This is a genomic window from Phenylobacterium sp., assembly GCF_035475775.1.
Taxonomy (GTDB): Bacteria; Pseudomonadota; Alphaproteobacteria; order Caulobacterales; family Caulobacteraceae; genus Phenylobacterium.
Window position 1 is genome coordinate 13,282 of sequence record NZ_DATIMC010000134.1, and the last position, 23,919, is coordinate 37,200.

The following is a 23,919-nucleotide window of genomic DNA, read 5'->3' on the forward strand; positions in this document are numbered from 1 at the left end:
GGTTGTCCGCCGACGTTCCGCTGATCCTGGACCGCGTGTCTCTGACCCTGCCGTCGCCGGCGGGTCCGGTGGAGATCCTGCGCGAGCTGGAGGTGCGCGTGGCGGCGGGCGAGCGGGTGGCGCTGGTCGGGCCTTCCGGCTCCGGCAAGTCGTCGCTGATCGCGGTGGCCGCCGGCCTCGAGCGGCCGACCGGCGGCCGCGTCCTGCTGTTCGGCGAAGATCTCGCCCGGCTGAACGAGGATGGCCGGGCGCGGCTCCGGCGGGGTCGTGTCTCGCTGGTGTTCCAGTCCTTCCACCTGCTGCCGAACATGACGGCGCAGGAGAACGTCGCTGCGCCGCTGGAGATCGCGGGCATGGCCGATGCGACCCGCACCGCCCGCCACTGGCTCGAGCGGGTCGGGCTTTCCGCGCGGGGCCATCACTATCCGCACCAGCTCTCCGGCGGCGAGCAGCAGCGAGTGGCGCTGGCCCGCGCGCTTGCGCCTCAGCCGCAGCTCATGTTCGCTGACGAGCCGACCGGAAACCTGGACGCGGCCAACGCACAGCAGGTGGCCGAGCTGATGTTCGAGCTGGTCGCCATGACCGGTGCGGCGCTGGTCCTGGTCACCCACGACGTGGCGCTGGCCGGCCGCGCCGACCGGATGGTGCGGCTTCGCGACGGGCGAACCGTCGAGGCGGCATGACGCCGCTGGCCCTCCGCTTCGCCGCCCGCGAGCTGCGCTCAGGCGTGCGGGGCTTCCGAATCTTCCTGGCCTGCCTGGCGCTCGGCGTCGCGGCCATAGCCGCGGCGGGCTCCACGGCCGAGGCTTTCCGCCAGGGCCTGGCGAGCCAGGCCCGCGAGATCCTGGGCGGCGACCTCTCGATCACCGTCCAGCAACGGCGCTTCTCGCCCCAGGAGCGCGCCTATTTCGCAAGCCTGGGCCGGGTCTCCGTCGCCGCCGCGAACCGCGCCATGGCCGAAGCCCCTTCCGGCGAGCGGCGGCTGGTGGAGCTGCGAGGGATCGAGGGCGACTATCCGCTGGCCGGCAAGGTGACGCTGAGAGGGGCGCCGTCGCTCGGCGCGGCGCTGAGGCGCGACGGCGACGCCTGGGGAGCGGCCGTCGAGCAGTCGCTGCTCGATCGCCTGCACCTCAAGCTCGGCGACCGGTTCCTGGCCGGAAACGTCCCGATCGTCGCTCGGGCCGTGCTGCTGGAGGAGCCGGACCGCCTGGCGCGCGGCTTTGCCCTCGGGCCCCGGGTCCTGACCCGCATGGGCGCGCTGCAGGCGGGCGGCTTCCTGACCCCGGGGCTGCCGTTCGGCGAGACGGTGCGGATCGCGCTTCGGCCCGGGCTCGAGCCCAAGCCTGCCATGGCGGCGATCAAGAAGGCCTTTCCGGGCGAGGCGTTCCGCATCCGCGACCGCGATGACGCCGCCCCCGGCGTCGAACGGGTGATCGACCAGCTCGAGTATTTCCTCGGCTTCATCGGCCTGGCCTCGTTGGTGGCGGGCGGCCTGGGGGTCTTCGGCGCGGTCAGCGCCTACCTGGAAGCCCGCAAGCCGGCCATCGCGACACTGAAGGCCCTCGGGGCGCAGGGCGCGCTGGTGCGCGACCTCTACCTGATCCAGATCGGCGTGCTCGCGGCCCTGGGCGTGGCGATCGGGCTGGCGGCCGGGGCGGCCGCGCCGCTGATCCTGGGCGCCCTCGTCAAGCACGAGCTGCCGGTCCCGGCGCTGTTCGCCGTCTATCCCTGGCCGCTCGCCAAGGCGGCCGCGTTCGGGCTGCTGTCGGCCGCGGCGTTCTCGCTGGCGCCCCTGGCCCGAGCCCGGGCGACGCCGCCCGCCAGCCTGTTCCGCAGCGACCTCTCGGGCGCGCTGCGCTTCGGCCCGGAGATCGTCGGCGCGGGCCTGGCCGCGGCCGGGCTGGCGGCGCTCGCCATCGTCACCGCCCCCACGCCGCTCGCCGCCGGGATCATGATCGGCGGGGTGGCCGCGGCCTTCCTGCTGCTCTGGGCGATCGGCTGGGGGGCGGCGCGGGCGGCGGGCCGGGCGCGCGGCGCCGCCCGCGGGCCGGTGCGGATCGGTCTCGCCAACCTCGCCGGCCCCCGCTCGGCGGCGCGCACCGCGGCGCCCGCCATCGGCCTGGGCGTCGGCCTGCTGGCGGCCGTGGTGCTGATCCAGTCCAGCCTTCTGGCCGAGGTGACCGAGGTCGCCCCGCAGACCGCCCCGGCCCTGGTGTTCACCGACATCCCCGGCGATCGCGCCGCCGAGTTCGACGGGCTCGTGCGCCGCGCCTTCGGCCAGCCCCTGACCCGCGACACCTACCTGCGCGTGCCCTTCCTGACCGGTCGGATCGTCAAGGTGCGCGGCCGGCCGGTGGATGCGGCCCGTCTGCCGCGATCCGAGCGCTGGGCCTACGACAACGATGTCTCGCTTTCCGCCATCGGCCCCGAGCCGCCCAACCCGGGGATCACCGACGGCCGCTGGTGGCCCGCCCGCTACGCCGGCCCGCCGCTGGCGGCGCTGGACGAGGACGTCGCCAAGGCCACGAACCTCAAGGTCGGCGAGTCCGTCACCCTGTCGATTCTCGGGCGCGAGATCGACGCCCGCGTGGCGGCGCTGCGCAAGGTGGAGTTCGGCAGCTTCGGCGCGAGCTTCGCCCTGGTGGTCACGCCGGACGCGCTCGCCGGCGCGCACCTGCACGACGTGGCGATCGCCAAGGCGAGCCGCGCTCAGGAGCAGCGGGTGATCCGCGTCCTCGCGGGTCCCTTCCCGCAGGTGAACGTGATCTCGGTGCGCGAACAGCTCGAGGCCGCGACCGAGCTGTTCGATCGCGTGGCGCTGGCGGTGCGCGGGGCTGCGGCCGTGGCGGCCCTGGCCGGGCTGCTGGTGCTGGCCGGCGCGATCGCCGCGCGCGCCCGCGAGCGGACCCGGGAAGCCGCGACGCTGAAGGTGCTGGGCGCTTCGCGCGCACAGATCCTCTTCGCTTATGTGCTGGAGTACGGGGCGGTGGGCGCGATCGCAGGGGCGGCTGGCGTCGCCCTGGGCTACGCCGCCGCCTGGCCGGTGGTGGTCAAGGTCTTCAAGGTCCACTGGAGCGTGGACTGGACGGGCGTCGGCGCCCTGCTCGGCGGCGCGGCGGCGCTGGCGGCCATCGGCGGCCTGCTCGCCGCCTTCCAGGCGCTGTCGAAGCGGCCGGCGCCGGCGCTGCGAACGGAATAGGGGCTGACGCGGCGGCCCGATCGTGGCTTCTTCCGGCGATGAGCCAGTCGCTCCCCGACCAGCTCCGAGCCACCGTCCGCTTCATGGGCCGCGTGCTGGGCGACGTGATCCGCGCCCAGGACGGTCAGGCGGTGTTCGACCAGATCGAGGAGATCCGTCAGGCCTCGGTCGCCTTCCACCGCGAGGGCACGCCGCAGGCCGCGGCCCGCATGGCCGAGCGCCTGGCGGGCCTGAGCCTGTCGGACACGGTCCGCTTCGTCCATTCGTTCGCCTGCTTCCTGCAGATCACCAATATCGCCGAGGACCAGATCGACCGCCGCCGAGGCCGCAGCGGCGACGCCCGGCCGGACACCCTCGCCGGCGCCCTGCGCACCCTGCGCGCCGAAGGGACCGGCCCGGATGCCGTCGCCGAGCTCCTGCGGGGCGGACTGATCGCCCCGGTGATCACCGCCCATCCCAGCGAGGTGCGCCGCAAGAGCGTCCTCGACCGCCAGGGCGCGATCGCCGACGAGCTCGACGCCTTCGACCAGGCCTCCAGCGAACCGGCGCGGGAGGCGATCGAGCGTGAGCTGAACCGCCAGGTCTCGATCTTCTGGCGCACGCGGCTGCTGCGATCGGTCAAGCCCGAGGTGGCCGACGAGATCGAGAACGCGGTCTCGTTCTTCGAGCGCAGCTTCCTGGCCGCCCTGCCGGCCCTCTACGCCCACTGGCGCGACGTGCTGGGCGAGCTGCCCAGCTTCCTGCGGATCGGCTCCTGGGTCGGCGGCGACCGGGACGGCAATCCCTACGTTACGGCCGAGGTGCTGCAGGCCGCCCTCGCCCGGCAGGCCAAGGCTGCGCTGGCGCTCTACCTGGAGCGGCTTCATGCGCTCGGCGCGGAGCTGTCGCTCTCCAACCGGTTGGCGCAGGTCACGCCGGCGCTCGCGACGCTCGCGGCGGCCTCCGTCGACCACTCGCCGCATCGTGCGGAGGAGCCCTATCGACGGGCGCTGATCGGCATCTACGCCCGGCTCGCGGCGACCTACCGCGAACTGACCGGCGAGCCGCCTCCGCGGCCGCCGGCGGGTCCTGCGCCGGCCTACGACCACCCCGAGGCGCTCAGGGCCGACCTGCAGGTCGTGCTCGACTCGCTGCTGGAGAAGCACGGGGCGGCGTTCGAACGCGGGCCCCTGCCGGACCTGATCCGGGCCGTGGACGTGTTCGGCTTCCATCTCGCGACGCTCGACCTGCGCCAGAATTCGGCGGTGCACGAACGCGTCACGGCCGAGCTGCTGAAGGTGGCGGGCGTCTGTCCGAACTACGCCGACCTCGAGGAGCCCGGGCGTTGCGAGCTGCTGCTCAAGGAGCTTGCGCACGGCCGGCTGCTCTATTCGCCGTTCGCCGACTACAGCGAGGAGACCTCGCGCGAGCACGCCGTGCTCTCGGCCGCGGCGGACGTGAAGCGCCGCTACGGCTCCCAGACGATCCGCTGCTACATCGTCTCCAACACCACCGCCGTCTCGGACCTCCTGGAGGTCTATCTGCTGCTCAAGGAGGTGGGGCTGTTCTCGCCCGGCGATCCGCCGCGGACCGAGGTCTTCGCCGAGCCGCTGTTCGAGACCATCGAGGACCTGCGCGCCGCGCCGCAGACCATGGCGCGGTATCTCGATCTGCCGCTGATCAAGCAACTGCTCGCGCCGTCCGGCCTGCAGGAGGTGATGATCGGCTATTCCGACTCCAACAAGGACGGAAGCTACCTCACCTCCACCTGGGAGCTGCACAAGGCCTCGCGCGCGATCTGCGCCGTCGTCGGAGGCGCGGGCCTGCGGCTGCAGCTGTTCCATGGCCGGGGCGGGGCGGTGGGCCGCGGCGGCGGCTCCAGCTTCGAGGCGCTGCTCGCCCAGCCGCGCGGGACCGTGAACGGCCGCATCCGCATCACCGAACAGGGCGAGGTGGTGTCCAACAAGTACCCCGATCCGGAGATCGCCCAGCAGAGCCTGGAGACGCTCACCGCCGGCGTGGTGCTGGCCTCCCTGCAGTCAGCCGCCGCCGGGGAAACCTCGCCGCCGCACGGCAAGGCGATGGATGCGCTGGCGCGGGCGGCCATGGGCGCCTACCGCGCCCTGGTGTTCGAGACTACGGGCTTCGCAGACTATTTCTACGCCGCCACCCCGATCAACGAGATCGCCGATCTGAACATCGGCAGCCGGCCCACGGCGCGCTCATCGACGCGCAGCGTGCAGGCGCTCAGGGCCATCCCGTGGGTGTTCTCCTGGTCGCAGTCGCGGGCCATGCTGCCCGGCTGGTACGGCTTCGGCTCGGCGGTCAAGGACGCCGGGGTCCCGGTCACTGCGCTCAAGGAAATGCACGAGGCGTGGCCGTTCTTCGCCACCACGCTGGCCAACATGGAGATGGTGCTGGCCAAGGCCGATCTCGGCATCGCCAGCCGCTATGCCGGCCTGGTCGAGGACCGGGCGCTCGCGACCACGGTGTTCGACCATATCCGGGCCGAGTGGGACCGCACGCTCGAAGCCCTGCTCGCGATCACCGGCCAGTCGGCGCTGCTCGAGAAATCCCCGGACCTCGCCGCGATGATCCGCTCGCGGCTGCCGTACATCGATCCCCTGAACCACCTGCAGATCGAGCTGATCCGCCGGCGCCGCGCCGGCGATGCGGACGAGTCGGTCCTCGAGGGCGTTCACCTGACCATCAACGGGATCGCCGCGGGGCTGCGCAATACCGGCTAGGGTTCACGCCGCCTTGGTGGGCGAGACCGCGGTCGCGCGGTAGTCGCAGACCTTCGCCAGGGCTTCCGGCTGCAGGAGGATCGCCACGCCGGAGCGCAGCTCGATCAGGCCCGCACGCCGGAGTTGCTGCAGAGTGCGGTTCACGTGCACGATCGAGAGCCCCAGGGCGTCGGCCAGGATCTCCTGGGTCAGGGGCAGGGGGAAGCGCTGCTTGTCGCCCAGGCCGGCGACCTCCAGCCGTTGCTGCAGTTCGAGCAGGAAGTGCGCCACGCGTTCGAACGCGGTCAGCCGACCGAGCCGCACGATGTGGTCGAGCAGCAGCGCGTCTTCCGTGGTCTCCATGGCCGCGAGGGCGCGCGCCAGTCCGGGGAAGGCGCCGCGGCGTACGCCTTCGATCACAGGCGTGGCGTCGACGGTCTCCAAGGCGGTCAGGGCCACCGTGGCGGCGAGCGCCGGCCGGCGGCCGAACCCAAGGCCTTCGCCCGGCGCCATGAAGCTGAAGATCTGCCGCCGCCCATCGGCCATCAGGCGATTGCGGCAGGCCCAGCCGGAGATCACGAAGCGGGGGCGTTGGCTGACGCCGCCCTCGGCGATGAGCTGGTCGCCAGGCGCGTAGCGCTCGCGGCGTTCGGCCAGACCGCGGATGAGCTCCAGCTCGGCGTCCGAGAGGGGCGCCAGGCTCCGCAGGCGGCGCACGATCGGATCCATGGGCCGAACGCCCAGATGAGTGCTGAAGCGGCCCGTCATCGCACGCTCCCCCGGTTGGCGGAGGCGGCTCCGCCGCCCCCTAGCTGCACCTTCGGCCTTGAGCGCGACGCCCAACCCGACAAGGCTCTAACCGACGCCGACAGCAAAGGTTCCTGTACGGCGCCGTACCAACAAGATGTTCCCAGGCGTAGGGGCGATGGCATACGCTCTGTGTCTGAACAGAAACATGGATTGAGTTGTGGAAATTCCCAGAGTACAAGCCTTTATCCTCGACCGGTACTTGATGCCCCATTGGGATACGAGAAAATACATCTGCCAAATGTATATAGCAGACATATGAGTTTTTCCCGGAGCTACCGGCCCCAGAATGGGGTCTGGCCCTAGATGAGCGGCGAAGGGCTCGGCTGTACCAGACATCAATTGTATAGATCGGGCGAGCGCAGCTTCGGTCCCGATCATCCCGAGGGATCCGGCGCCGTCGGATCGGCGAGTTGCGGCACGTGAAACTCGGCGAGCAGGGCCTTCACCGCGCCGGCGCGCCTTTCGAGCTCCCCATCGAGCGTCTGGCGGAGCTTCGGGTCATCGCGGCGCACGCCCATTGAGATGTCGAACACCATCGGCCACTGCGGCCCATCCAGCCAGGGCTGCACCGGGGCGAGCCTCAGTGGGTGGGCGGCCTTGGCGGCGAAATAGCCGGCGAGCGGTCCCCAGACGACCGCCACGTCGATGTCGCCGCGGTCGACGGCCTGGACGATCTCGGCCGGCGGGCTGGGCCGGGCGTAGTCGCCGTAGAGCATGTAGCCGCGGACATTGTCGAAGATCCCCCGCCGGGCGAGCGCATGCGCGGGGGGCGTATTCTGGGCGTCGTTTCCGACCATCTGCACGCCGATCTTGAGGCGCTTGAGACGCGGGTCGTCGAAGGAGGTGATGTCCAGCCCCCGGTCGGCGCGGGTGACGAAGACGTAGGTGGAGCGGTAGTAGGGTCGGGTCGTCGCCAGCATGTCGACCTGGGTCGCGACGCCCGGCCAGACGTCGCAGCGCCGGTCCTTCAGCGTGTTGCGCACGTAGCCGCGCCGCTGGGCCCACCACGTGTATTCGACCTTTGCGCCGAGGTCCCTGGCGATCAGTTCCACGAGCCTGTTCTCGAAACCCTGACCGGCGCGGTTGGAGAACGGCAGGTTGTTGGGATCGGCGCAGACCCTCAGAGTCTTCGGCCCGCAGGCGGCGAGCAGCAGGCCCGACAAGAGGATGAACGCCAGGCTTCTCATGGCGTGGTCACCACCCCCCAGGGGCGGCCGCCGAGCTTGAGGTCCGCGATTCGGCGGCCGCTCTTCAGATCGATCACCGCGAGATCGCCGGAGAGGCCGCTCGCGCCATAGAGGCGGCTCTCGTCGGGGGACAACGCGATCCCCCAGGTGCGGGACCCCGTCGGGAAGTACCGGCTGACCTTCAGCGTCCGGGCGTCGATCTCGGCGGCATGGTCGCCGCGGCCGAGCGCCACGTAGAGCCGGTCTGCGGCGCGCGTGAGGACCAGGCTCACGGCCTGCACGGAAGGCGGCGGATCGGCCTTCTGCAAGTCGATGACGGCGGAGCGTCTGCGGGTCGCCACGTCGAACAGCGTCACGGTCGCGCGGGCCTCGGACGTGACCCAGAGCCGCCGGCCGTCGGGCGTGAACCTCGCATCACGCGGCCGCGCGCCCACCAGGATGCTGTCCAGCAGCGCGCCGGTGCGCGCGTCGATGAAGTGGACCAGGCTCGCGCCCTCCGAGGTGCAGATCACCAGCCGGCCATCGGGGCTGACCGCCATGCCCTCCGGCTCCGGCCCGACGGTGGTCTGGCGAACCAGCTTGTCGGCGGCGATGTCGAGCGCGGAGGCCGCGCCGTCGTCCTCGTTGGCGATGTAGAGCATCGCGCCGTCCGGACTTACGGCGAAGCGCTCAGGGTCGGGGCCGGAGGCGAGATAGCCGCGGATCCGCCGCGAGGCGACATCGATCTCGGCGATCCGATTGTCGTTGCTCACCGCGACATAGAGCGTGCGTCCGTCGGGCGAGAGCGCCAGACCGCGCGGCCGGCGGCCCACCGCCAGGCGAGCCGTCTCCTTCAGCGTCGCCCCGTCGATCACGTGCACCACGTCGGCTTGTTCGTCGGAGACCCAGACGGTGTGCGGCCGGGCAGGCGGGATGCGGCTGCAGGCGGAGACCCCCGCCGCGAGCAGGCCAACAACGAGCGCCGCCCCCCGCAAGCGCTTCACCTCTGGGGCAGGGAGAAGACGTAGAGCACTCCGCCGGCCGTGGTCTTCTGCTTCAGGTCGGCCATGGCGCCGACGAAACCCAGCGCGGCGGTCGGATCGCGCGGGTCGAGGTCGCCCGAGACGATCGCGCCCGCCCAGCCGCCGACGCCGGCGAGGATCGCGATGTACTCATGCCCGTCCGGGCCGCGGTACGCGATCGGCTGGCCGATGATCCCCGAGGCGGCCTTGAACCGCCACAGTTCCTTGCCGTTGCGCGCGTCGAGGGCTTTGAACCAGCCGTCCATGGTCCCGTAGAAGACCAGATCGCCGGCGGTGGCGAGCGCGCCGGACCACAGCGGCAGGTCTTCCTTGATCTCCCAGATGGCCTTGCGATGCACCGGGTCCCAGGCGGTCAGCACGCCGCGGTTGCCGCCGGGGCCGGCCTTCATGCGGACGTCGGCGCCGACATAGGGCGTGCCGGCGATGTAGTTCGCCTGGACGTTCTCCCAGTCCATGCAGAGGTTCTCGTGCGGGATGTAGACCAGCCCGGTGCGCGGCGAAAAGGCGGACGGGTTCCAGTCCTTGGCGCCGGAGGCGGTCGGGCAGATGTCGCGGATCACCTTGCCTTGCTGGGGGACCTTCTCCGGGTTCACCTTCAGCCGCCCGGTCTTCAGGTCCACGCCGAAACTGGAGTTCACGTAGGAATAGGGATCGGCGGCCAGGACTTCGCCGGTGACGCGGTCGATCAGATAGAAGTAGCCGTTGCGTTCGGGCCGGGCCACGACCTTGCGAAGCTGTCCGTTGAACGGCACCTCCAGCAGCAGGTTCTCGTTGATGCCGTCGTAGTCGTGCACGTCGTGCGGTGTGGACTGGTAGAACCACTTGGCCGCCCCGGTGTCGGGATCGCGCGCGAACACCCCTGAGGTCCACTTGTTGTCGCCGGGCCGCTGCTCGGCGTTCCAGGGCCCCGGATTGGCCGTGCCGTAGTAGATCAGGTTGAGCTGCGGATCGTAGGAGATCCAACCCCACATGGTGCCGCCGCCAATGTTCCAGGCGTCGGTGGGCCAGGTGGTGACGCCGAGGTCCTTGCCGCGATCGCTGGCGTAGAAGGGGTGGAAGTCGGGCCCGATCAGCACGTCCTTGTCGGGGCCCGTGTGATAGGCGCGCCAGACGATCTTGCCGGTGTCGGCATCGAGCGCCGTCAGCCAGCCGCGCACGCCGAACTCGCCGCCGGCGTCGCCCACCAGCACTTTGCCCTTCACCACCAGCGGCGCCATGGTGATCGTCTCACCCCGGTTGATATCGCCGAGCTGCGTGCGCCAGACCTCCTTGCCGGTGTTGGCGTCGACCCCCACGGTGTAGCCGTCGAGCGTGTTGAGGATCACCTTGCCGTTCCAGAAGGCGACGCCGCGATTGACCACGTCACAGCACGCCACCCCCTGGCTCGCGGGCTTCGGCAGCGGGTGATAGACCCATTTGGTCGGCGCGCCGGGCTTGGTGAGGTCGAGCGCATAGAGGTCGTTGGGATAGGGCGTCACCACGTACATGGTCGTCCCGACCACCAGCGGCGCGGCCTCATGGCCCTTGTTGACGCCGGTCGAGAAGGTGAACGCCACCTTCAGGTTCTGCACATTGTTGACGGTGATCTCGCTCAGCCCCGAGAAACGCGTGGAGGCGTAGTCCTTGGCCGGCATCGTCCACTGGCCGTCCTCGGCCGGGATCATCGCGGTGGCGCCCGTGCCGCCTGGCGGGACGGCGGCCTCGTGAGCAGGTCCGACCGGCGGGGCTGGCTTGCGGTCGCAGGCCGCGAGGGCCGCCAGGGACGCGGCGACGGCGATCAACGCCAGGAGCCGGCTTCGGCCAGGCTTCGGCTGCCCACTCAGCGCACGCGCCGTCATTCCTCCCATCGCGGACACCCCGGGTCGACGTTCAGGTCCGTAACGCCAAGCTGGCCTGGAAGGATCATTCCATGACTCCATTTCAGCTGGCGGCGCTGTTCCTGAGCCTGGTGGCGGCGGCGGGCTGGCTGAACGCCAGGCTGCTGCGCTGGCCCACTGCGACGATCATGGTGATCGCGGGGCTGGCCAACGCCGGCCTGCTGGTGGTGCTCGAGCGCTGGGCGCCGCGCAGCGGTGCGGGACCGGTGATCGCGGCCGTCCACGGGCTGGATTTCCCGCGCGCCGTCATGGGCTACATGCTGGCTTTCCTGCTGTTCGCCGGCGCCATGCAGGTGGATCTGTCGGAGCTTCGCCGCCGCAGGCTTTCCGTCTGGACGCTGGCGACCCTGGGGGTGCTCGCCTCCACGCTCATCGTCGGCGTCGGCCTGTGGCTGGTCGCCGGCGCGCTGGGCCTGCCGCTCGGCCTCGCCTGGGCCTGTGTGTTCGGTGCGCTGATCAGCCCGACCGACCCCATTGCGGTGCTGGCCGCGGTGCGCGAGGGCCGGCTTTCCAAGGTGCTCGAGGTGGTGCTGCAGGGCGAGGCCCTGTTCAATGACGGCGTCGGCATCGTGGTGTTCACCGCCGCGCTGGCGATCGCGGCCGGCGGCGGCCAGATCAGTCCGGTCGCCACGGTGGCCCAGGTGGTGGTGCAGGCGGCCGGCGGCCTGGTGCTGGGCATGTTGGGCGCCGCCCTGGTCATCCGCGTGATGCGTGCGATCGACGACTATGCCGTGGAGGTCACCCTCTCGCTGGCGCTGGCGACCGGCGTCTACGCCATCGCCCAGGGCCTGGGGGTGAGCGGCCCCATCGCCGTCGTCGCCGCGGGCCTGCTGGTCGGCGACAGGGGCGTCCGCACGGCCATGAGCGAGACGACGCAGCGCTATGTGCGGGCGTTCTGGACGCTCGTCGACGAGGTGCTGAACGGCCTGCTCTTCATGCTCCTGGGGCTCGAGGTGCTGGTGATCCCGCTGGATGTCCGACTGTTGGGCCTCTGGGCGGCGGCCCTGGTCCTGGTGCTGGCCGCCCGCTTCGCGGTGGTGATGCCCTGGGGGACCTACTTCCAGCTCCGTCAGAGCCAAAAGCACGCCGGCCTGGTGCTGGCCTGGGGCGGACTGCACGGCGCCCTGTCGCTCGCCATGGCGCTCTCGATCCCAGAGGGGGCGGCGCAGGGGATTATCCTTTCGACAACCTTCGCGGTAGTGATCTTCTCGGTGCTGGTCCAAGGCCTGACCTTCGGTCGGGTGGCGGCCTGGCATGCGGGGACGCCGCGGCCCGGCCGCGCGCAGGCTTAGACGAGGGGACGAGATGGACCTGCAACTCAAGGGCAAGACGGCGGTCGTGACCGGCGCCACGCGCGGCATCGGTCGGGCGATCGCCGAGCTGTTCGCGGAGGAAGGCGCCAACGTCGCGATCTGCGCCCGCAACGCCGATCAGGTCGCCGAGGCGGTGAGGAGCCTTCAGGCCAAGGGCGTGGGGGCGTGGGGCCAGGCGGTGGACATCGGCGACGGCCCCGCGCTCAAGGGCTTCGTGAACGAGGCCGCCAGTCAGCTGGGCGGCCTGGACATCCTGGTCTCCAACGCCTCGGCCCTGGTGCAGGGCAACGCCGAGGACGCCTGGAAGGCGATGTTCGAGATCGACATCATGGGCGCGGTGCGGGCGTTCGAGGCGGCCAAGCCGCACATGGAAAGGGCCGCGCAGGAGAAGGGCGACGCCGCCTTCCTGATCACCTCCTCGATCTCCGCGGCGGAGACCGACAACCCCAATTCCTACGGCGCGCTGAAGGCCGCCCAGATCCACTTCGCCAAGGGCGTGGCTCGCGAGAATGCGGGCAAGAAGATCCGCTGCAACGTCGTCTCCCCCGGCACCGTGTTCTTCGAAGGCGGCGTCTGGGGCAACGTCAAGCAGAACGCGCCGGCCTTCTTCGAACAGATGATCAAGCGCAATCCCACCGGCCGGATGGCGACGCCGGAGGAGATCGCCGCCGCCACCGTGTTCCTGGCGAGCCCGCGCTCGGCGTTCACCACCGGGGTCAACCTCGTGGTCGACGGCGCGATCAGCCGCCGCGCGAACTTCTGATCCTAAGCACCATGATTTACCACTATTACGAGCTCAGGCTCGGACGCGAGCGCAAGGCCCAGCGGGTGCTCGCCGACCAGGTCTATTCGACCGGCGGCCCGGGGATCCTCGGGGTCTTCACCCCCCTGCTGGGCTTCGCCTCGGACGAGGCCCTGGTGCTGACCGACGACCGGGCGAGCCCGGATGCGGTCCTCAAGGGCTCGGGCGTGGTCGCCGCCGAGCGCCACCGCATGTCGCCGACGCTTCGGCCGCACCAGGAGGCCCGCCCCGATCCGGGCGGCATCTATGTCCACAACTGGTTCAATGTGGACGCCGAGGGGTTCGACGAGTTCCTGCGCCTCTCGGGGGCCGCCTGGGCCGACTTCGAGGCCGGGTTCGACGCCAGGATCTACGGTCTGTTCGCCATCGAGCCCACCGTCTCGGAAAAAGCGGACGGGTCCCGGCGGCTGCTGCTGATGACCCGCTATCGCGACCTCGGCGAATGGCAGAAGAGCCGCGATCCCACGACTGAGGCGATGCAGATCTTCCGTCGCCGGCGTGAGCTCACCCGCGTGTCGCTGGCGCGCGCCTGCCTGCTGGCGCCGCCGCCGTAGGGCCTCTATCGTTTCCGGCAAACGCCCAGGGTGGCGGCGCGCAAAAGGGATCGGCATGCACGCGCTCGACGGCCTGAAGGTGCTGGACTGCACGCACGTGATCGCCGGCGCCTACTGTTCGCTGATCCTGGCCGACCTCGGCGCCGAGGTGATCAAGATCGAGCCCCCGGCCGGCGAAACCACCCGCGGCCATCCCGGCCAGGCGTTCCGCGCCTTCGACTACGTGAACCGCAACAAGCGTGCGATCGCGCTCGATCTCACGACCGAGCGCGGGGCCCACGTCGTGCGTCGTCTCGCCGAGACGGCCGACATCTTCGTCGAGAACTACCGGCCCGGGTCGCTGGACCGCATGGGGCTGGGCTATGCGGCGCTTTCGGAGATCAATCCGCGGCTGGTCTACGCCTCGGTGTCCGGCTTCGGCCTCGACGGGCCCTATCGCGACCGCGGCGGCTTCGACCTGATCGCCCAGGCGATGAGCGGCATCATGAGCTTCACCGGCGAAGCGGGCAGCCAGCAGCCGGTCGCCGCCGGCGTGCCGCTGTCGGACCTCAACGCCGGGGTGTTCGCTGCGGTGGGCGTGCTGGCGGCGCTGCGGCACCGCGACCGGACAGGCGAGGGCCAGCACGTCGAGACCTCGCTGCTGGAGAGCGCGCTCGCCTATACGATCTGGGAGACCGGGCTCTTTCTCTCCACCGGCGAGGTCGCCAAGCGCCAGGGCACGCGCCATCGGTTGGCCGCGCCGTACGAAGCGCTGCGGACGGCCGACGGCTGGATCGTCGTGGGGGTCAACAATCAGCGGCTCTGGGTCCGCTTCTGCGAGGCGTTGGGCGAGCCGCAGGTGGCGACGGAGGAGGGGTTCGATCGCCCCAACCGCCGGGTGCGCAACCGCGACGCCCTGCAGGCGCGCCTCGAACAGATCCTGACGCGCGGAACCACGGAGAGCTGGCTTGCCAAGCTGGCGGCGGTCGGCGTTCCCGCCGGACCGCTGAACGATATCGCCCAGGCGTGGGCCGACCCACAGGTCGCCGCGCGCGGCCTGCTCGCCGAGGTGGCGGGCCGGCGGTTCGTGCGCACGCCGATCAAGCTGCACGCCACGCCGGTGGAGCTGACGCGCGGACCGGCCGAGGTCGGCCAGGACACCCGCGCCGTGCTGGCCGAGGCGGGGTTTGCGAACGATGAGGTCGAGGCCCTGATCCGCGATGGCGCGGCGGCCGACCAGCGGAAGGAGCCGGCGGCGTGAGCGGCGAGGTGCATGTGGAGCGTGTGGCGGCAGGCGTTGTCGAGCTCACCTTGGACAATCCGCCGATGAACCCGCTGGGCGTCGAGATGCGCGCAACCTTCATGGCCGCGCTCGACCGCGTCGAAGCCGATGACAGCCTCCGCTGCCTGATCGTGACCGGCAAGGGCCGCGCGTTCTGCTCCGGCGACGACCTGAAGGCCGAGGGTCCTCAGGGCGAGGACCTCGCCGGCTTTGGACGGCTGCTCGATCGCCTCGAGGCCACGCGCGTGCCGGTGATCGCCGCGGTGAACGGCTGGTGCGTCGGCGGCGGCTTCGAGCTCGCCTGCTGCTGCGACATCCGCATCGCGTCCACCGAGGCGAAGTTCGTCTGCGCCGGCGTGAACGTGGGGCTGATGGCCTCGACCTACCGCCTGCCGCGCCTGATCGGCGTCTCGCGGGCCAAAGCCATGCTGCTCACCGGCGCGCCGCACGACGCGGAGACCGCCGAGCGCTATGGGCTGACGACCGGCCTGCACGCGCCGGAAGAGCTGATCCCGGCCGCCCGCCGGCTCGCCGAGCGGATCGCCTCGCGCGCGCCGCTCTCCGTGGAAGCCACCAAGCGCACCGCCACCCGCGCGCCCGACCTCAGCCCGGAGGACGCCAATCGGATGCTGGGGGCGGAGCTTCGGGTCCTGCGCCGGAGCAACGACCACAAGATCGCCGTCGCCGCCTTCCGCGAGCGCAAGGACCCGGTGTTCACGCGCAGCTAGGGCAGGGCGGCGTCCGCAGACCGCGCGAAACGCCGCACGACTGGTGCGCGATGGCGGGCGGGGCCGCTTCAGCCTATATGGGCGGCCGGGTGGGCTGCATCGCGGCGTTCGATTCGCCGTGGCTTTCGCTTGGAGCATCGCGCCATGGCCGGGACCACGACGGTCGCCAACCGCATCGAGGAGGCGATGCTCGCGAGCTTCGCCGCGGCCGAACGGCGCGAGGCGCCCTACCGCAACTGGCGGCTCGCCGGCGTCTTTCCCGAGGCGACCGCGAAGGCGCTTTCCGAACTGCCGTTCCACGCTGTCGAGCTCAACGGGGTCTCCGGCAAGCGCGAGCTGCACAATGACCAGCGCTCCTATTTCGCGGGCGAGGTGCTCGACCGCTATCCCGTGGCTCGCGCCGTCGTGGAGGCGCTGCAGTCGCAGCGGGTCACCCGCGCGATCATGGCCCGGACCGGCGCCAAGCTCGGCGGCTGCTATCTTCGCGTCGAATACGCCGTCGACATCTCGGGGTTCTGGCTCCAGCCGCACACCGATCTCGGCGTGAAGACCTACACCATGCTCTATTACCTGGGCGGGGAGGGGCAGGAAGACCTCGGCACCGACCTCTACGCCGATCGCGAGACCTGGGCGGAGCGGGCGCCGTTCGGCTGGAACACCGCCCTTGTGTTCGTGCCCTCGGACAACACCTGGCACGGCTTCGAGGCGCGCAAGATCGCCACGCCGCGCCGCAGCGTGATCATCAACTACGTCACCGACGAGTGGCGGGCCCGCGAGCAGCTGGCGTTTCCGAACGATCCGATCGCGCCCTGACGGACGCCCGCTGCCGCCGCGCTTGTCTTGCCCGCGCAGCACCTACATCCCGTGGCCGCAAAGGCCTGCCCCTGAGGCGCCGCCTTCCCAGCCCCCGCGTTGCGACGCCGAGACCTGGTCCCGTCAGTCGCGCACGCCCTGTTCAGCGAGATTGGCTCCGTGATCGGCGAGAAGTTCGAAAAGCTCGGCTCCGTGTTCCTGATGGTGCTGTCGACCGGCCTGGCGGCCGTGCTCGCAGCTGACGGGATGGACCACGTCCGGTGGCCCGGCGCAGCCATGGCGGTCGCGGGATCGATGGCGCTGGGCGCCATGGTCCGGCTCTGGCCGCATCCGGCCGCAGCGAGGATCGACGATCGGCGCGACGCCGACTAGGTCCGGCGCGGGATCACCACCGGCAGGGTCTCGTAGCCCCTCACGAAGGTGGAGTAGACGCGCTTCGGCTCGCCGACCACGACGATTTCCGGGAAGCGCTTCAGGATCTCCTCCCAGATGATGGTGAGCTGCAGCTCGGCCAGGCGGTTGCCGACGCACCGGTGGATGCCGAACCCGAAGGAGACGTGGGTGCGCGGCCGCTCGCGATCGATGATGTAGGCGTCCGGATTCTCGATCACCTCGTCGTCGCGGTTGCCCGAGACGTACCACATGACCACCTTCTCGCCGGCGCGGATGGTCTTGCCGCCGAACTCGAAATCCTCGACGGCCGTGCGCCGCATGTGCGCCAGCGGCGTCTGCCAGCGGATGGTCTCGGAGACCATCGAGGGGATCAGGTGCGGATTGTCCCGCAGCTTGCGGTATTGATCCGGGTTGCGGTTCAGCGCCAGCACCGAGCCGGAGATGGTGTTGCGGGTGGTGTCGTTGCCGCCCACGGTGAGCAGCACGATGTTCCCGAAGTACTCGCGCGGCGCCATGTTCCGGGTCTCAGGGTGATGCGCCAGCATCGAGATCAGGTCGTCGTGCGGCGGGGCGTTGACCTTCCGGTTCCACAGCTCGTTGAAGTAGGCCTGGTACTCCTGGAAGATCGCCATCTTCTGTTCCAGGGACTCGACCAGTCCCCCGGGCATGGGGGCGGCGGTCACCACGTCCGACCAGTAGGTGATCTTGCGGCGGTCCTCCTGCGGCGCGTCGAACAGCGTCGCAAGGGTCATCGCGGTGAGCTCCTTGGAGACCTTGTCGACCCAGTCGAGTTCCTCGCCGATCGGCAGGCCGTCCAGGATTCCCGCGGCGCGCTCGCGGATCTGCGGCGCCATGGTGGCCAGCGCGTTCGGGGCCACCGCGGGCGAGACGGCCTTGCGCTGGACGTCGTGCTTGGGCGGATCCATGGCGATGAACATCGGCAGCGGGTCCATGTTCTGGCGCCCGCCGCCGATGGTGATCCCGCCCCGCAGGTAGTCGGACGAGAACGCCTGATGGTTGGTGTCCACGGCCAGGATGTCGTTGTACCTGGTGATCGACCAATAGGGGCCGAACTCGCTTTCGGCGCTGAAGTGGACCGGCGCCTCCTTCCGCAGCCGCTCGAAGTAGGGCCACATGGTGTCGGCCTGGAAGAGCCGCGGCTGGGCCGGGTCGAGGTTCTCCAGCGGGATCGAATAGGCCTCGTCCCGCGCCTGCTTCAGAAGCGCGATGTCGCCGTCGGCCATGGCGGTCTCTCCTCGGATCTGTCTCTGGGTAACGCCAAAATGACGCTAGCGTCAACTTTTCCGGCCGGGCGCGCGTGATCGTCGCGATCTCACATCCGGACGATCCCAGGATCGAAGACTACCGCGCGGTGCGCGAACGCGATCTCGTGGGGCGCGGCGGCGGTTTCATCGCCGAGGGGCTGGTGGTGCTGGAGAAGCTGGTCGCGGCCGGCCGCCACCCGCTCCGCTCGGTGCTGGTCGCCAGCAAGCGCCTGGAGGCGATCGCCGGCCGGCTCGAGGCTCTGCCGGACAGCACCCCCATCTATGCGGCGAGCCAGGCCGTCATGGACCAGATCGTGGGCTTCCCGATCCATCGCGGGGTGCTGGCCCTCGGTGAGCGGGCCGAGCCCGCCGCCGGCGACCTGCTCGCCGCGCTGCCGGAACGGGCGCTGGTGGTCGGGCTATCGGCGATCGCCAACCACGACAACATGGGCGGCCTGTTCCGCAATGCGGCGGCGTTCGGGGCGGACGCGGTGCTGCTGGACCCCGGCTGCTGCGATCCGCTGTACCGCAAGGCGATCCGGGTCTCGGTGGGCGCAGCGCTGACCGTGCCCTTCGCGCGCCTCCCGCCGGCGCATGACCTGCTCGCAACCCTCGAGCGCGCCGGCTTCGAGGTGATCGCGCTGTCGCCCGCCGGCGCCGAGACCCTGGAGGAGGTCCCGGGCGCGCCGCGCCAGGCGGCGCTGTTCGGGGCGGAAGGCCCGGGTCTGGCTGCGGAGCTGTTGGCTCGGGCGCGCAGCGTGCGCATCCCGATGGCGCACGGCTTCGACAGCCTGAACGTCGCCACGGCCAGCGGGATCGTGCTGCACCACCTCGCAACTGTACGAAACCGCGCTTAAGGGGCTGTTTAGCCCGAGATGAGAAGGTCCGGCCGGCCAGGGAGCGGCATCCGGACAACCATGTCAGTCAAGAGTCTCAGCGCGCCCGTGTCCGCGCCGGCGGGTTTCGAAGAATCCGCTGAGGTTTTCGCGCGCATCACGCGACTGGCGGAGACCTTGTTCGCGCCGGCCGCGGCGCAGATCACCCTGCTGGTGGACGGCAAGCCCTGGCGGAGCCGCGACCCGGAGGGCCGCCGGCCCCGCGGCCGGCCGCTGATCGCCGAGATGGTCGTCGAATCCGGCGAACCGCTGTGGATTGCCGATGCGAGGCGGGATCCGCGCTTTGCGGAGGCCTCCACGGTCACCGGCCCGCCTCACGCCCGGCTGATCGCCGCCGCGCCGATCCGGCTCCCGGACGGCTCGATTCCGGGGTCGTTGGGGTTGGCGAGCCCGCTTCCGCGCGACCACGACCCAGAGCTCGCCCAGCGCCTGCAGGACCTGGCGGACCTGCTGGCCGACGAATGGCGCCGCGTCCAGGCCAAGGCGGCCCAGGAGGTGTCGCGGCGGCAGAGCGAGGCGGCGCGGCAGGTCCTGGGCGGCATCATCTCGAACGCGCCCCTTTCGCTGATCATGATGGACAACGAGCTCCGGATCCTGGCGGCAAGCCGACGCTGGCTCGCCTCGCGCGGCCTGCGCGTCCGCCAGGCGGTGGGCCACCGGCTGGCCGAGGTGATGCCGCAGGCGGCCCAATGGAGCGAAGCGCTCGCACGCTGCCTGGCCGGCGAGACGGTGGAATCCGAGCGCGGACGCGTGCAGATGCCCGACGGCTCGTGGCGGTGGTACCGCTCCGAAATCACCCCCTGGCGGGTGGGCTCGGGCGAGGTCGGCGGCGTCCTGATCAGCGGCCACGACGTGACCGACATGGTCGAGGCCCTGGAGCGGAGCGAACGATCCGAAGCGCGGCTGAAGCTCGCGCTGGAGCTGGCCGACATCCACGTCTGGGAGATGGATTACGTCCGCCAGGAGCTGATCAAGGTGGGCGCCGAGGACACTTTCTTCGACAAGCCCAAGACGTACCACGACCTGGCGAGCGACATCTGGGGCACCATCGACGAGCGCGATCGCCCCGCGACGATGGAGCTCTGGGACCGCCATCTGAGCGATCGCGCGCCCTATCGGCCGGAGTACCGCGTGGCCCGCGGCGACGGCAAGGAGGTCTGGGTCCAGGGCTCTGTGCGGCTGATCCACAACGAACAAGGCGAGGCGGTCGGCCTGCTGGGCGCGCTGCAGAACGTGACCGAACGCAAAAAGGGCGAGCAGGCGCTGCTGCGGGCGAAGGAGGAGGCCGAGGCCGCCACCCGCGCCAAGAGCGCGTTCCTGGCCACGATGAGCCACGAAATCCGCACGCCGCTGAACGGCGTGCTGGGGATGGCCCAGGCCATGTCGCACGGCGAGCTCTCCGACCGCCAGCGCGAGCGCCTGGACGTGATCCGCCAGTCGGGCGAGGCGCTGCTGGCGATCCTCAACGACGTCCTGGACCTCTCGAAGATCGAGGCCGGCAAGCTGGAGCTGGAGACGACGGCCTTCGACATCTCCGAGCTGGCGCGCAATGCGCACGCGACCTTCGCCGCCACCGCCCAGGCCAAGGGCGTCGCCTTCGAGCTGAATGTCGCCCGCCGGGCGCAGGGGATCTATCTCGGCGATCCGGTCAGGCTGCGGCAGATCCTCTACAATCTGGTCTCCAACGCCCTGAAGTTCACCGACAAGGGCGCGGTCAAGGTCAAGGTCGGCCGCCGCGAGGGGCGCCTGACGATCACTGTCGCCGACACCGGGATCGGGGTGGCGCCGGACAAGCTCGCCATCCTGTTCCGCAAGTTCGAGCAGGCCGATGCGTCGATGACGCGGCGCTTCGGCGGCACGGGCCTCGGCCTCGCCATCTGCCGCGAGCTGACCGAGGTCATGGGCGGGGCGATCAGCGCCTCGTCCACGCTCGGCAAGGGCGCGACCTTTCTGGTCGAGCTGCCGCTGCCCAAGAGCCGCGCGCCGCGCAAGACCAGCGCCTCGGCGCGCCCGGCGCCCGAAATGACCGTGGCGCCATCGGCGCTGCGCGTGTTGGCCGCCGAGGACAACGGCATGAACCGGCTGGTCCTCAAGACCCTGCTGTCGCAGATCGGGATCGACCCGGTGATGGTCTCCGACGGCCGGCAGGCGGTGGAGGCCTGGGCGCGGGAGCCGTGGGATCTGATCCTCATGGACGTGCAGATGCCGGAGATGGACGGGCCCACGGCGGCCGCCATCATCCGCGCCCGCGAAGACGGCGAAGGCCGGCCGCGCACGCCGATCGTGGCGCTCACCGCCAACGTGATGTCGCACCAGATCAGGGAGTACCGGGCCGCCGGCATGGACGCCTTCGTCGCCAAGCCGATCGAGGCGGCCCGGCTCTTCGAGGCGGTGCTTGCGGCCGCGCAGCGCGAGGACGGCGCGGCTGCGGGGCAGGCCGCAGCCTGACCGGCCAGGAAACAGGACCTCCGGATCCTGCGGGTGTGTCGGGGCGCAGGCGCCGGAGGCCCTGAGCCGGACCGCATCCCCGCGGTCCGGATCGGAGGCTGGGGGGAGATCAGCCTCCGAATTCGATCGCCGAGACCACCACGTCCATGACCGTGTCGCGGAAGGCGACGCGGCCCGTCTCGCCCTCGGCCGCGCCGGCGGCCACGAACAGCGGCGCAAGGTGCTCCTCCCGCGGATGGGCCTCGCGGGCGTAGGGCGCTTCGGCCCAATGGCGCAGCGCCTCCTCGCGGCGCGCCGGATCAGCGGTGGCTTGCGCGAGCCAGGCGTCGAACGCCGCGGACTTGCCGGTGAACGCCGGGGTGAAGCCGCGCATGTTGTGCCAGCTCATCCCGGAGCCGACGATGAGCACGCCCTCATCGCGCAACGGCGCGAGCGCCCGGCCGGCCGCCAGGTGGGTGTCGGGATCGAGGTCCTGGTTGAGCGAGAGCTGGACCACCGGAATGTCGGCCTCGGGCGTGACCAGCTTCAGGGGCACGAAGACCCCGTGGTCGTAGCCGCGCTCGGCGTCCTCCTGCGCCGGCAGGCCCGCGGCGACCAGAAGCTCGCGGATGCGCCGGGCGAGGGCGGGCGAGCCGGGCGCCTCGAACCTCAGTCGATAGGTGTGCTCGGGAAAGCCGTAGTAATCGAAGATCAGCGGCGGCCGCTCGGCCGAGCCGACGGTGAAGGCCGGCGCCTCCCAATGACCGGAGATCACCAGGATGGCCTTCGGCCGCTCCGGCAAGGAGCCGACGAGCCCCTTCAGCCACTCGGCCAAGGGGGCCCAGTCGTCGGCGGGGCCGCGGGTCCAGTCCATGAAGAAACAGGGGCCCGCGCCGTGGGGAATGAAGACGGTGGGCAAGGTCATGATCGCCTCGGGAGCTCCGTGAAATCAGGCGGCCGCCCGGACCGCCGCGTCGGGCGACTGCCGCGCGATGAAGGCCTCGAACGCCAGGCCGAGCGAGCGCAGGAAATCCGCGGTGGCCTCGCTGGTCAGTTCGCCGGTCTCGTCGAACAGCGTGTGGGCGGCGCCGACATAGGCCTCCGGCTGTCCCAGAATGGGCGCGGCGAAGAACGACAGCGCCTGGCGCAGGTGGTGATTGGCCCCGAAGCCGCCCAGCGCCCCCATCGAGGTGGAGACGATCGCCGTGGGCTTGTCGCTCCACACCGCTTCGCCCCAGGGCCGGGAGCCCACGTCGATGGCGTTCTTGAGGACGCCGGGAATCGAGCGGTTGTACTCCGGCGTGACGAAGAGGACGGCCTCGGCGTCGGCCACCTCGCGGCGGAAGCGCGTCCACGCGGCCGGCGGCGTCTCGGTCTCCAGGTCGGAATCGTAGTGCGGCAGGTCGCCGATCTCGACGAAGCGGAATTTCAGCGTCGACGGCGCAAGCGCCGCGAGCGCCTTGGCGACCTTGCGGCTGGCGGAGTCCTTGCGAAGGCTGCCGACCAGGACGGCGACGGTGCGGGCTTGGCTCATTTGTCTCTCTCCCGTTGAATTGCTGTGGCTGGGAGATGGGACGCCGCTCAGCCGTTGATAATCGACGCGCCAAGCACAAATATGCTTCCGAAACGGAAGAAATCCCATGGACCGCCTCGACGAGATTTCCGCCTTCGCCGCCGTCGCGGACGCCCGCAGCTTCACCCAGGCCGCCCGTCGGCTGGGCGTCTCGGGCGCCCAGGTCTCCAAGCTGGTCGCCCGGCTGGAGGACCGGCTGGGAGCGCGGCTGCTCAATCGCACCACCCGCGATGTCTCGCTGACCGACACCGGCCGCGCCTATCTGGAGCGCGCCCGCGTGCTGCTGGAGGACTTCGAGACCCTGGAGGACTCGGTGCGGGAGGAGTCCGGACCAAGCGGCCTGTTGCGCATCTCCGCGCCGGTGTCGTTCGGCTCGAAGCAGCTCGATCCGGCGCTGCTGGACTTCGCCGCCGCCTATCCAAGCGTGTCGCTGGAGGTCTTCTACGCCGACCGGATGGTGAACCTGGTGGATGAGGGCTTCGACGTGGCCATTCGCATCGGGCGGCTACCGGACTCCTCGCTGATCGCCCGTCGTCTCGCCCCCGTCACCATGATCGCCTGCGCCTCGCCGGCCTATCTCCAGAAGCACGGCGCGCCGCAATCACCCTCGGATCTGGCCGCGCATGAGGCAATCATCGACCTCAACACCGCCGAACCGAACCTCTGGAGCTTTGCCCAGGAGGGCGAATGCATGGACGTGCGGGTCCACGGCCGGCTGCGGTTCGCCGGCGCCGAGAGCTGCCTCGCCGCGGCCGAGCGGGGCCTGGGCGTGGCGCGCTCCCCAGACTTCATCGCCGCCGACCGCCTGCGCGAAGGGCGGCTGACGCCCTTGTTGTGCGGTTTCGAGCCGGAGGTGATCGCGGTCCACGCCGTCTATCCGCACAGCCGCCACCTGGCGGCCAAGGTCCGCGTGTTCGTGGACTTCCTGGCCGAGCGCTTCGCGGGCGAGCCGGAGTGGCGGAAGGGCTGGGGCGAGCCGCCCTGGGCCGCCCGCCGCGGCGCATTGCCAGTGGGCTGAGGCTGCGTCACGGTCACCGGCCATGGCTGAAAGCAAGACAACCGCGGAACGCGGCGATCTGACCCGCTACATCCAG

Annotated in this window: 20 protein-coding genes; 13 read left to right on the plus strand and 7 right to left on the minus strand. The window is 70.8% G+C overall.

All coding sequences use genetic code 11. From position 1 onward, the window contains the following. Positions 1–2 precede the first annotated feature (2 nt). The 3 genes from VLI41_RS15645 to ppc are packed head-to-tail and all read left to right on the plus strand — an operon-like array spanning position 3 to position 5,925. A complete protein-coding gene (locus VLI41_RS15645; protein WP_325269018.1) occupies positions 3–683 on the plus strand; it encodes an ABC transporter ATP-binding protein in 681 nt (226 codons plus the stop codon). Then, positions 680–3,199, plus strand: a complete 2,520-nt coding sequence (locus VLI41_RS15650) for an ABC transporter permease (protein WP_325269019.1) — start codon at positions 680–682, stop codon at positions 3,197–3,199. Before VLI41_RS15645 ends, VLI41_RS15650 begins: the two co-directional genes overlap by 4 nt. Before the next feature lie 38 nt (positions 3,200–3,237). After that, positions 3,238–5,925 (plus strand): phosphoenolpyruvate carboxylase, encoded by a 2,688-nt coding sequence (gene ppc, locus VLI41_RS15655; RefSeq protein ID WP_325269020.1) that lies wholly within the window; start codon positions 3,238–3,240, stop codon positions 5,923–5,925. A 3-nt stretch (positions 5,926–5,928) separates the two neighbouring features. Here the strand turns inward: ppc and VLI41_RS15660 are convergent, their stop codons facing one another. From VLI41_RS15660 to VLI41_RS15675, 4 genes are all read right to left on the minus strand, one after another. Continuing rightward, positions 5,929–6,633 (minus strand): Crp/Fnr family transcriptional regulator, encoded by a 705-nt coding sequence (locus VLI41_RS15660; RefSeq protein WP_325269021.1) that lies wholly within the window; start codon positions 6,631–6,633, stop codon positions 5,929–5,931. 455 nt (positions 6,634–7,088) lie between these two features. Further along, positions 7,089–7,901 (minus strand): substrate-binding domain-containing protein, encoded by an 813-nt coding sequence (locus VLI41_RS15665; RefSeq protein ID WP_325269022.1) that lies wholly within the window; start codon positions 7,899–7,901, stop codon positions 7,089–7,091. Continuing rightward, on the minus strand, positions 7,898–8,875 hold the full coding sequence (locus VLI41_RS15670) for a PQQ-dependent catabolism-associated beta-propeller protein (RefSeq protein ID WP_325269023.1): 978 nt from the start codon (positions 8,873–8,875) through the stop codon (positions 7,898–7,900). The genes VLI41_RS15665 and VLI41_RS15670 overlap by 4 nt, the downstream gene beginning before the upstream one ends. Positions 8,876–8,880: 5 nt before the next feature. After that, positions 8,881–10,704, minus strand: a complete 1,824-nt coding sequence (locus tag VLI41_RS15675; RefSeq protein WP_325269024.1) for a methanol/ethanol family PQQ-dependent dehydrogenase — start codon at positions 10,702–10,704, stop codon at positions 8,881–8,883. A gap of 128 nt (positions 10,705–10,832) precedes the next feature. On the opposite strand from VLI41_RS15675, the gene VLI41_RS15680 reads away from it, so the two are divergent. The 7 genes from VLI41_RS15680 to VLI41_RS15710 all read left to right on the plus strand — a co-directional run bounded on the left by VLI41_RS15680 (position 10,833) and on the right by VLI41_RS15710 (position 16,643). Beyond that, on the plus strand, positions 10,833–12,092 hold the full coding sequence (locus tag VLI41_RS15680; protein WP_325269025.1) for a sodium:proton antiporter: 1,260 nt from the start codon (positions 10,833–10,835) through the stop codon (positions 12,090–12,092). A 13-nt stretch (positions 12,093–12,105) separates the two neighbouring features. Further along, on the plus strand, positions 12,106–12,876 hold the full coding sequence (locus VLI41_RS15685) for an SDR family oxidoreductase (protein WP_325269026.1): 771 nt from the start codon (positions 12,106–12,108) through the stop codon (positions 12,874–12,876). Between the two features lie 11 nt (positions 12,877–12,887). After that, positions 12,888–13,469, plus strand: coding sequence for a hypothetical protein (locus tag VLI41_RS15690; RefSeq protein WP_325269027.1), 582 nt, complete (start codon positions 12,888–12,890; stop codon positions 13,467–13,469). A 55-nt stretch (positions 13,470–13,524) separates the two neighbouring features. Further along, a complete protein-coding gene (locus VLI41_RS15695) occupies positions 13,525–14,709 on the plus strand; it encodes a CoA transferase (RefSeq protein WP_325269028.1) in 1,185 nt (394 codons plus the stop codon). Then, positions 14,706–15,458 (plus strand): enoyl-CoA hydratase/isomerase family protein, encoded by a 753-nt coding sequence (locus tag VLI41_RS15700; RefSeq protein WP_325269029.1) that lies wholly within the window; start codon positions 14,706–14,708, stop codon positions 15,456–15,458. The genes VLI41_RS15695 and VLI41_RS15700 overlap by 4 nt, the downstream gene beginning before the upstream one ends. A gap of 144 nt (positions 15,459–15,602) precedes the next feature. Beyond that, complete coding sequence (locus VLI41_RS15705; RefSeq protein WP_325269030.1) at positions 15,603–16,271, plus strand: hypothetical protein; 669 nt, start codon at positions 15,603–15,605, stop codon at positions 16,269–16,271. A gap of 159 nt (positions 16,272–16,430) precedes the next feature. Then, a complete protein-coding gene (locus VLI41_RS15710; RefSeq protein WP_325269031.1) occupies positions 16,431–16,643 on the plus strand; it encodes a hypothetical protein in 213 nt (70 codons plus the stop codon). Here the strand turns inward: VLI41_RS15710 and VLI41_RS15715 are convergent. Beyond that, a complete protein-coding gene (locus tag VLI41_RS15715; RefSeq protein WP_325269032.1) occupies positions 16,640–17,908 on the minus strand; it encodes a cytochrome P450 in 1,269 nt (422 codons plus the stop codon). The two genes, VLI41_RS15710 and VLI41_RS15715, sit on opposite strands and share 4 nt — an antisense overlap. 74 nt (positions 17,909–17,982) lie before the next feature. On the opposite strand from VLI41_RS15715, the gene VLI41_RS15720 reads away from it, so the two are divergent. Then, on the plus strand, positions 17,983–18,786 hold the full coding sequence (locus VLI41_RS15720) for an RNA methyltransferase (RefSeq protein WP_325269033.1): 804 nt from the start codon (positions 17,983–17,985) through the stop codon (positions 18,784–18,786). Positions 18,787–18,942: 156 nt separating this feature from the next. After that, a complete protein-coding gene (locus VLI41_RS15725; protein ID WP_325269034.1) occupies positions 18,943–21,273 on the plus strand; it encodes an ATP-binding protein in 2,331 nt (776 codons plus the stop codon). 109 nt (positions 21,274–21,382) lie between these two features. Here the strand turns inward: VLI41_RS15725 and VLI41_RS15730 are convergent, their stop codons facing one another. Both VLI41_RS15730 and VLI41_RS15735 read right to left on the minus strand, forming a co-directional pair. Beyond that, on the minus strand, positions 21,383–22,177 hold the full coding sequence (locus VLI41_RS15730) for a class III extradiol ring-cleavage dioxygenase (RefSeq protein WP_325269035.1): 795 nt from the start codon (positions 22,175–22,177) through the stop codon (positions 21,383–21,385). Between the two features lie 24 nt (positions 22,178–22,201). Continuing rightward, a complete protein-coding gene (locus tag VLI41_RS15735) occupies positions 22,202–22,786 on the minus strand; it encodes an NAD(P)H-dependent oxidoreductase (protein ID WP_325269036.1) in 585 nt (194 codons plus the stop codon). Positions 22,787–22,892: 106 nt separating this feature from the next. On the opposite strand from VLI41_RS15735, the gene VLI41_RS15740 reads away from it, so the two are divergent. Next, the gene (locus VLI41_RS15740; protein ID WP_325269037.1) at positions 22,893–23,843 is read left to right on the plus strand and encodes a LysR family transcriptional regulator; all 951 of its coding nucleotides are present in this window, start codon (positions 22,893–22,895) and stop codon (positions 23,841–23,843) included. Positions 23,844–23,919 lie beyond the last annotated feature (76 nt).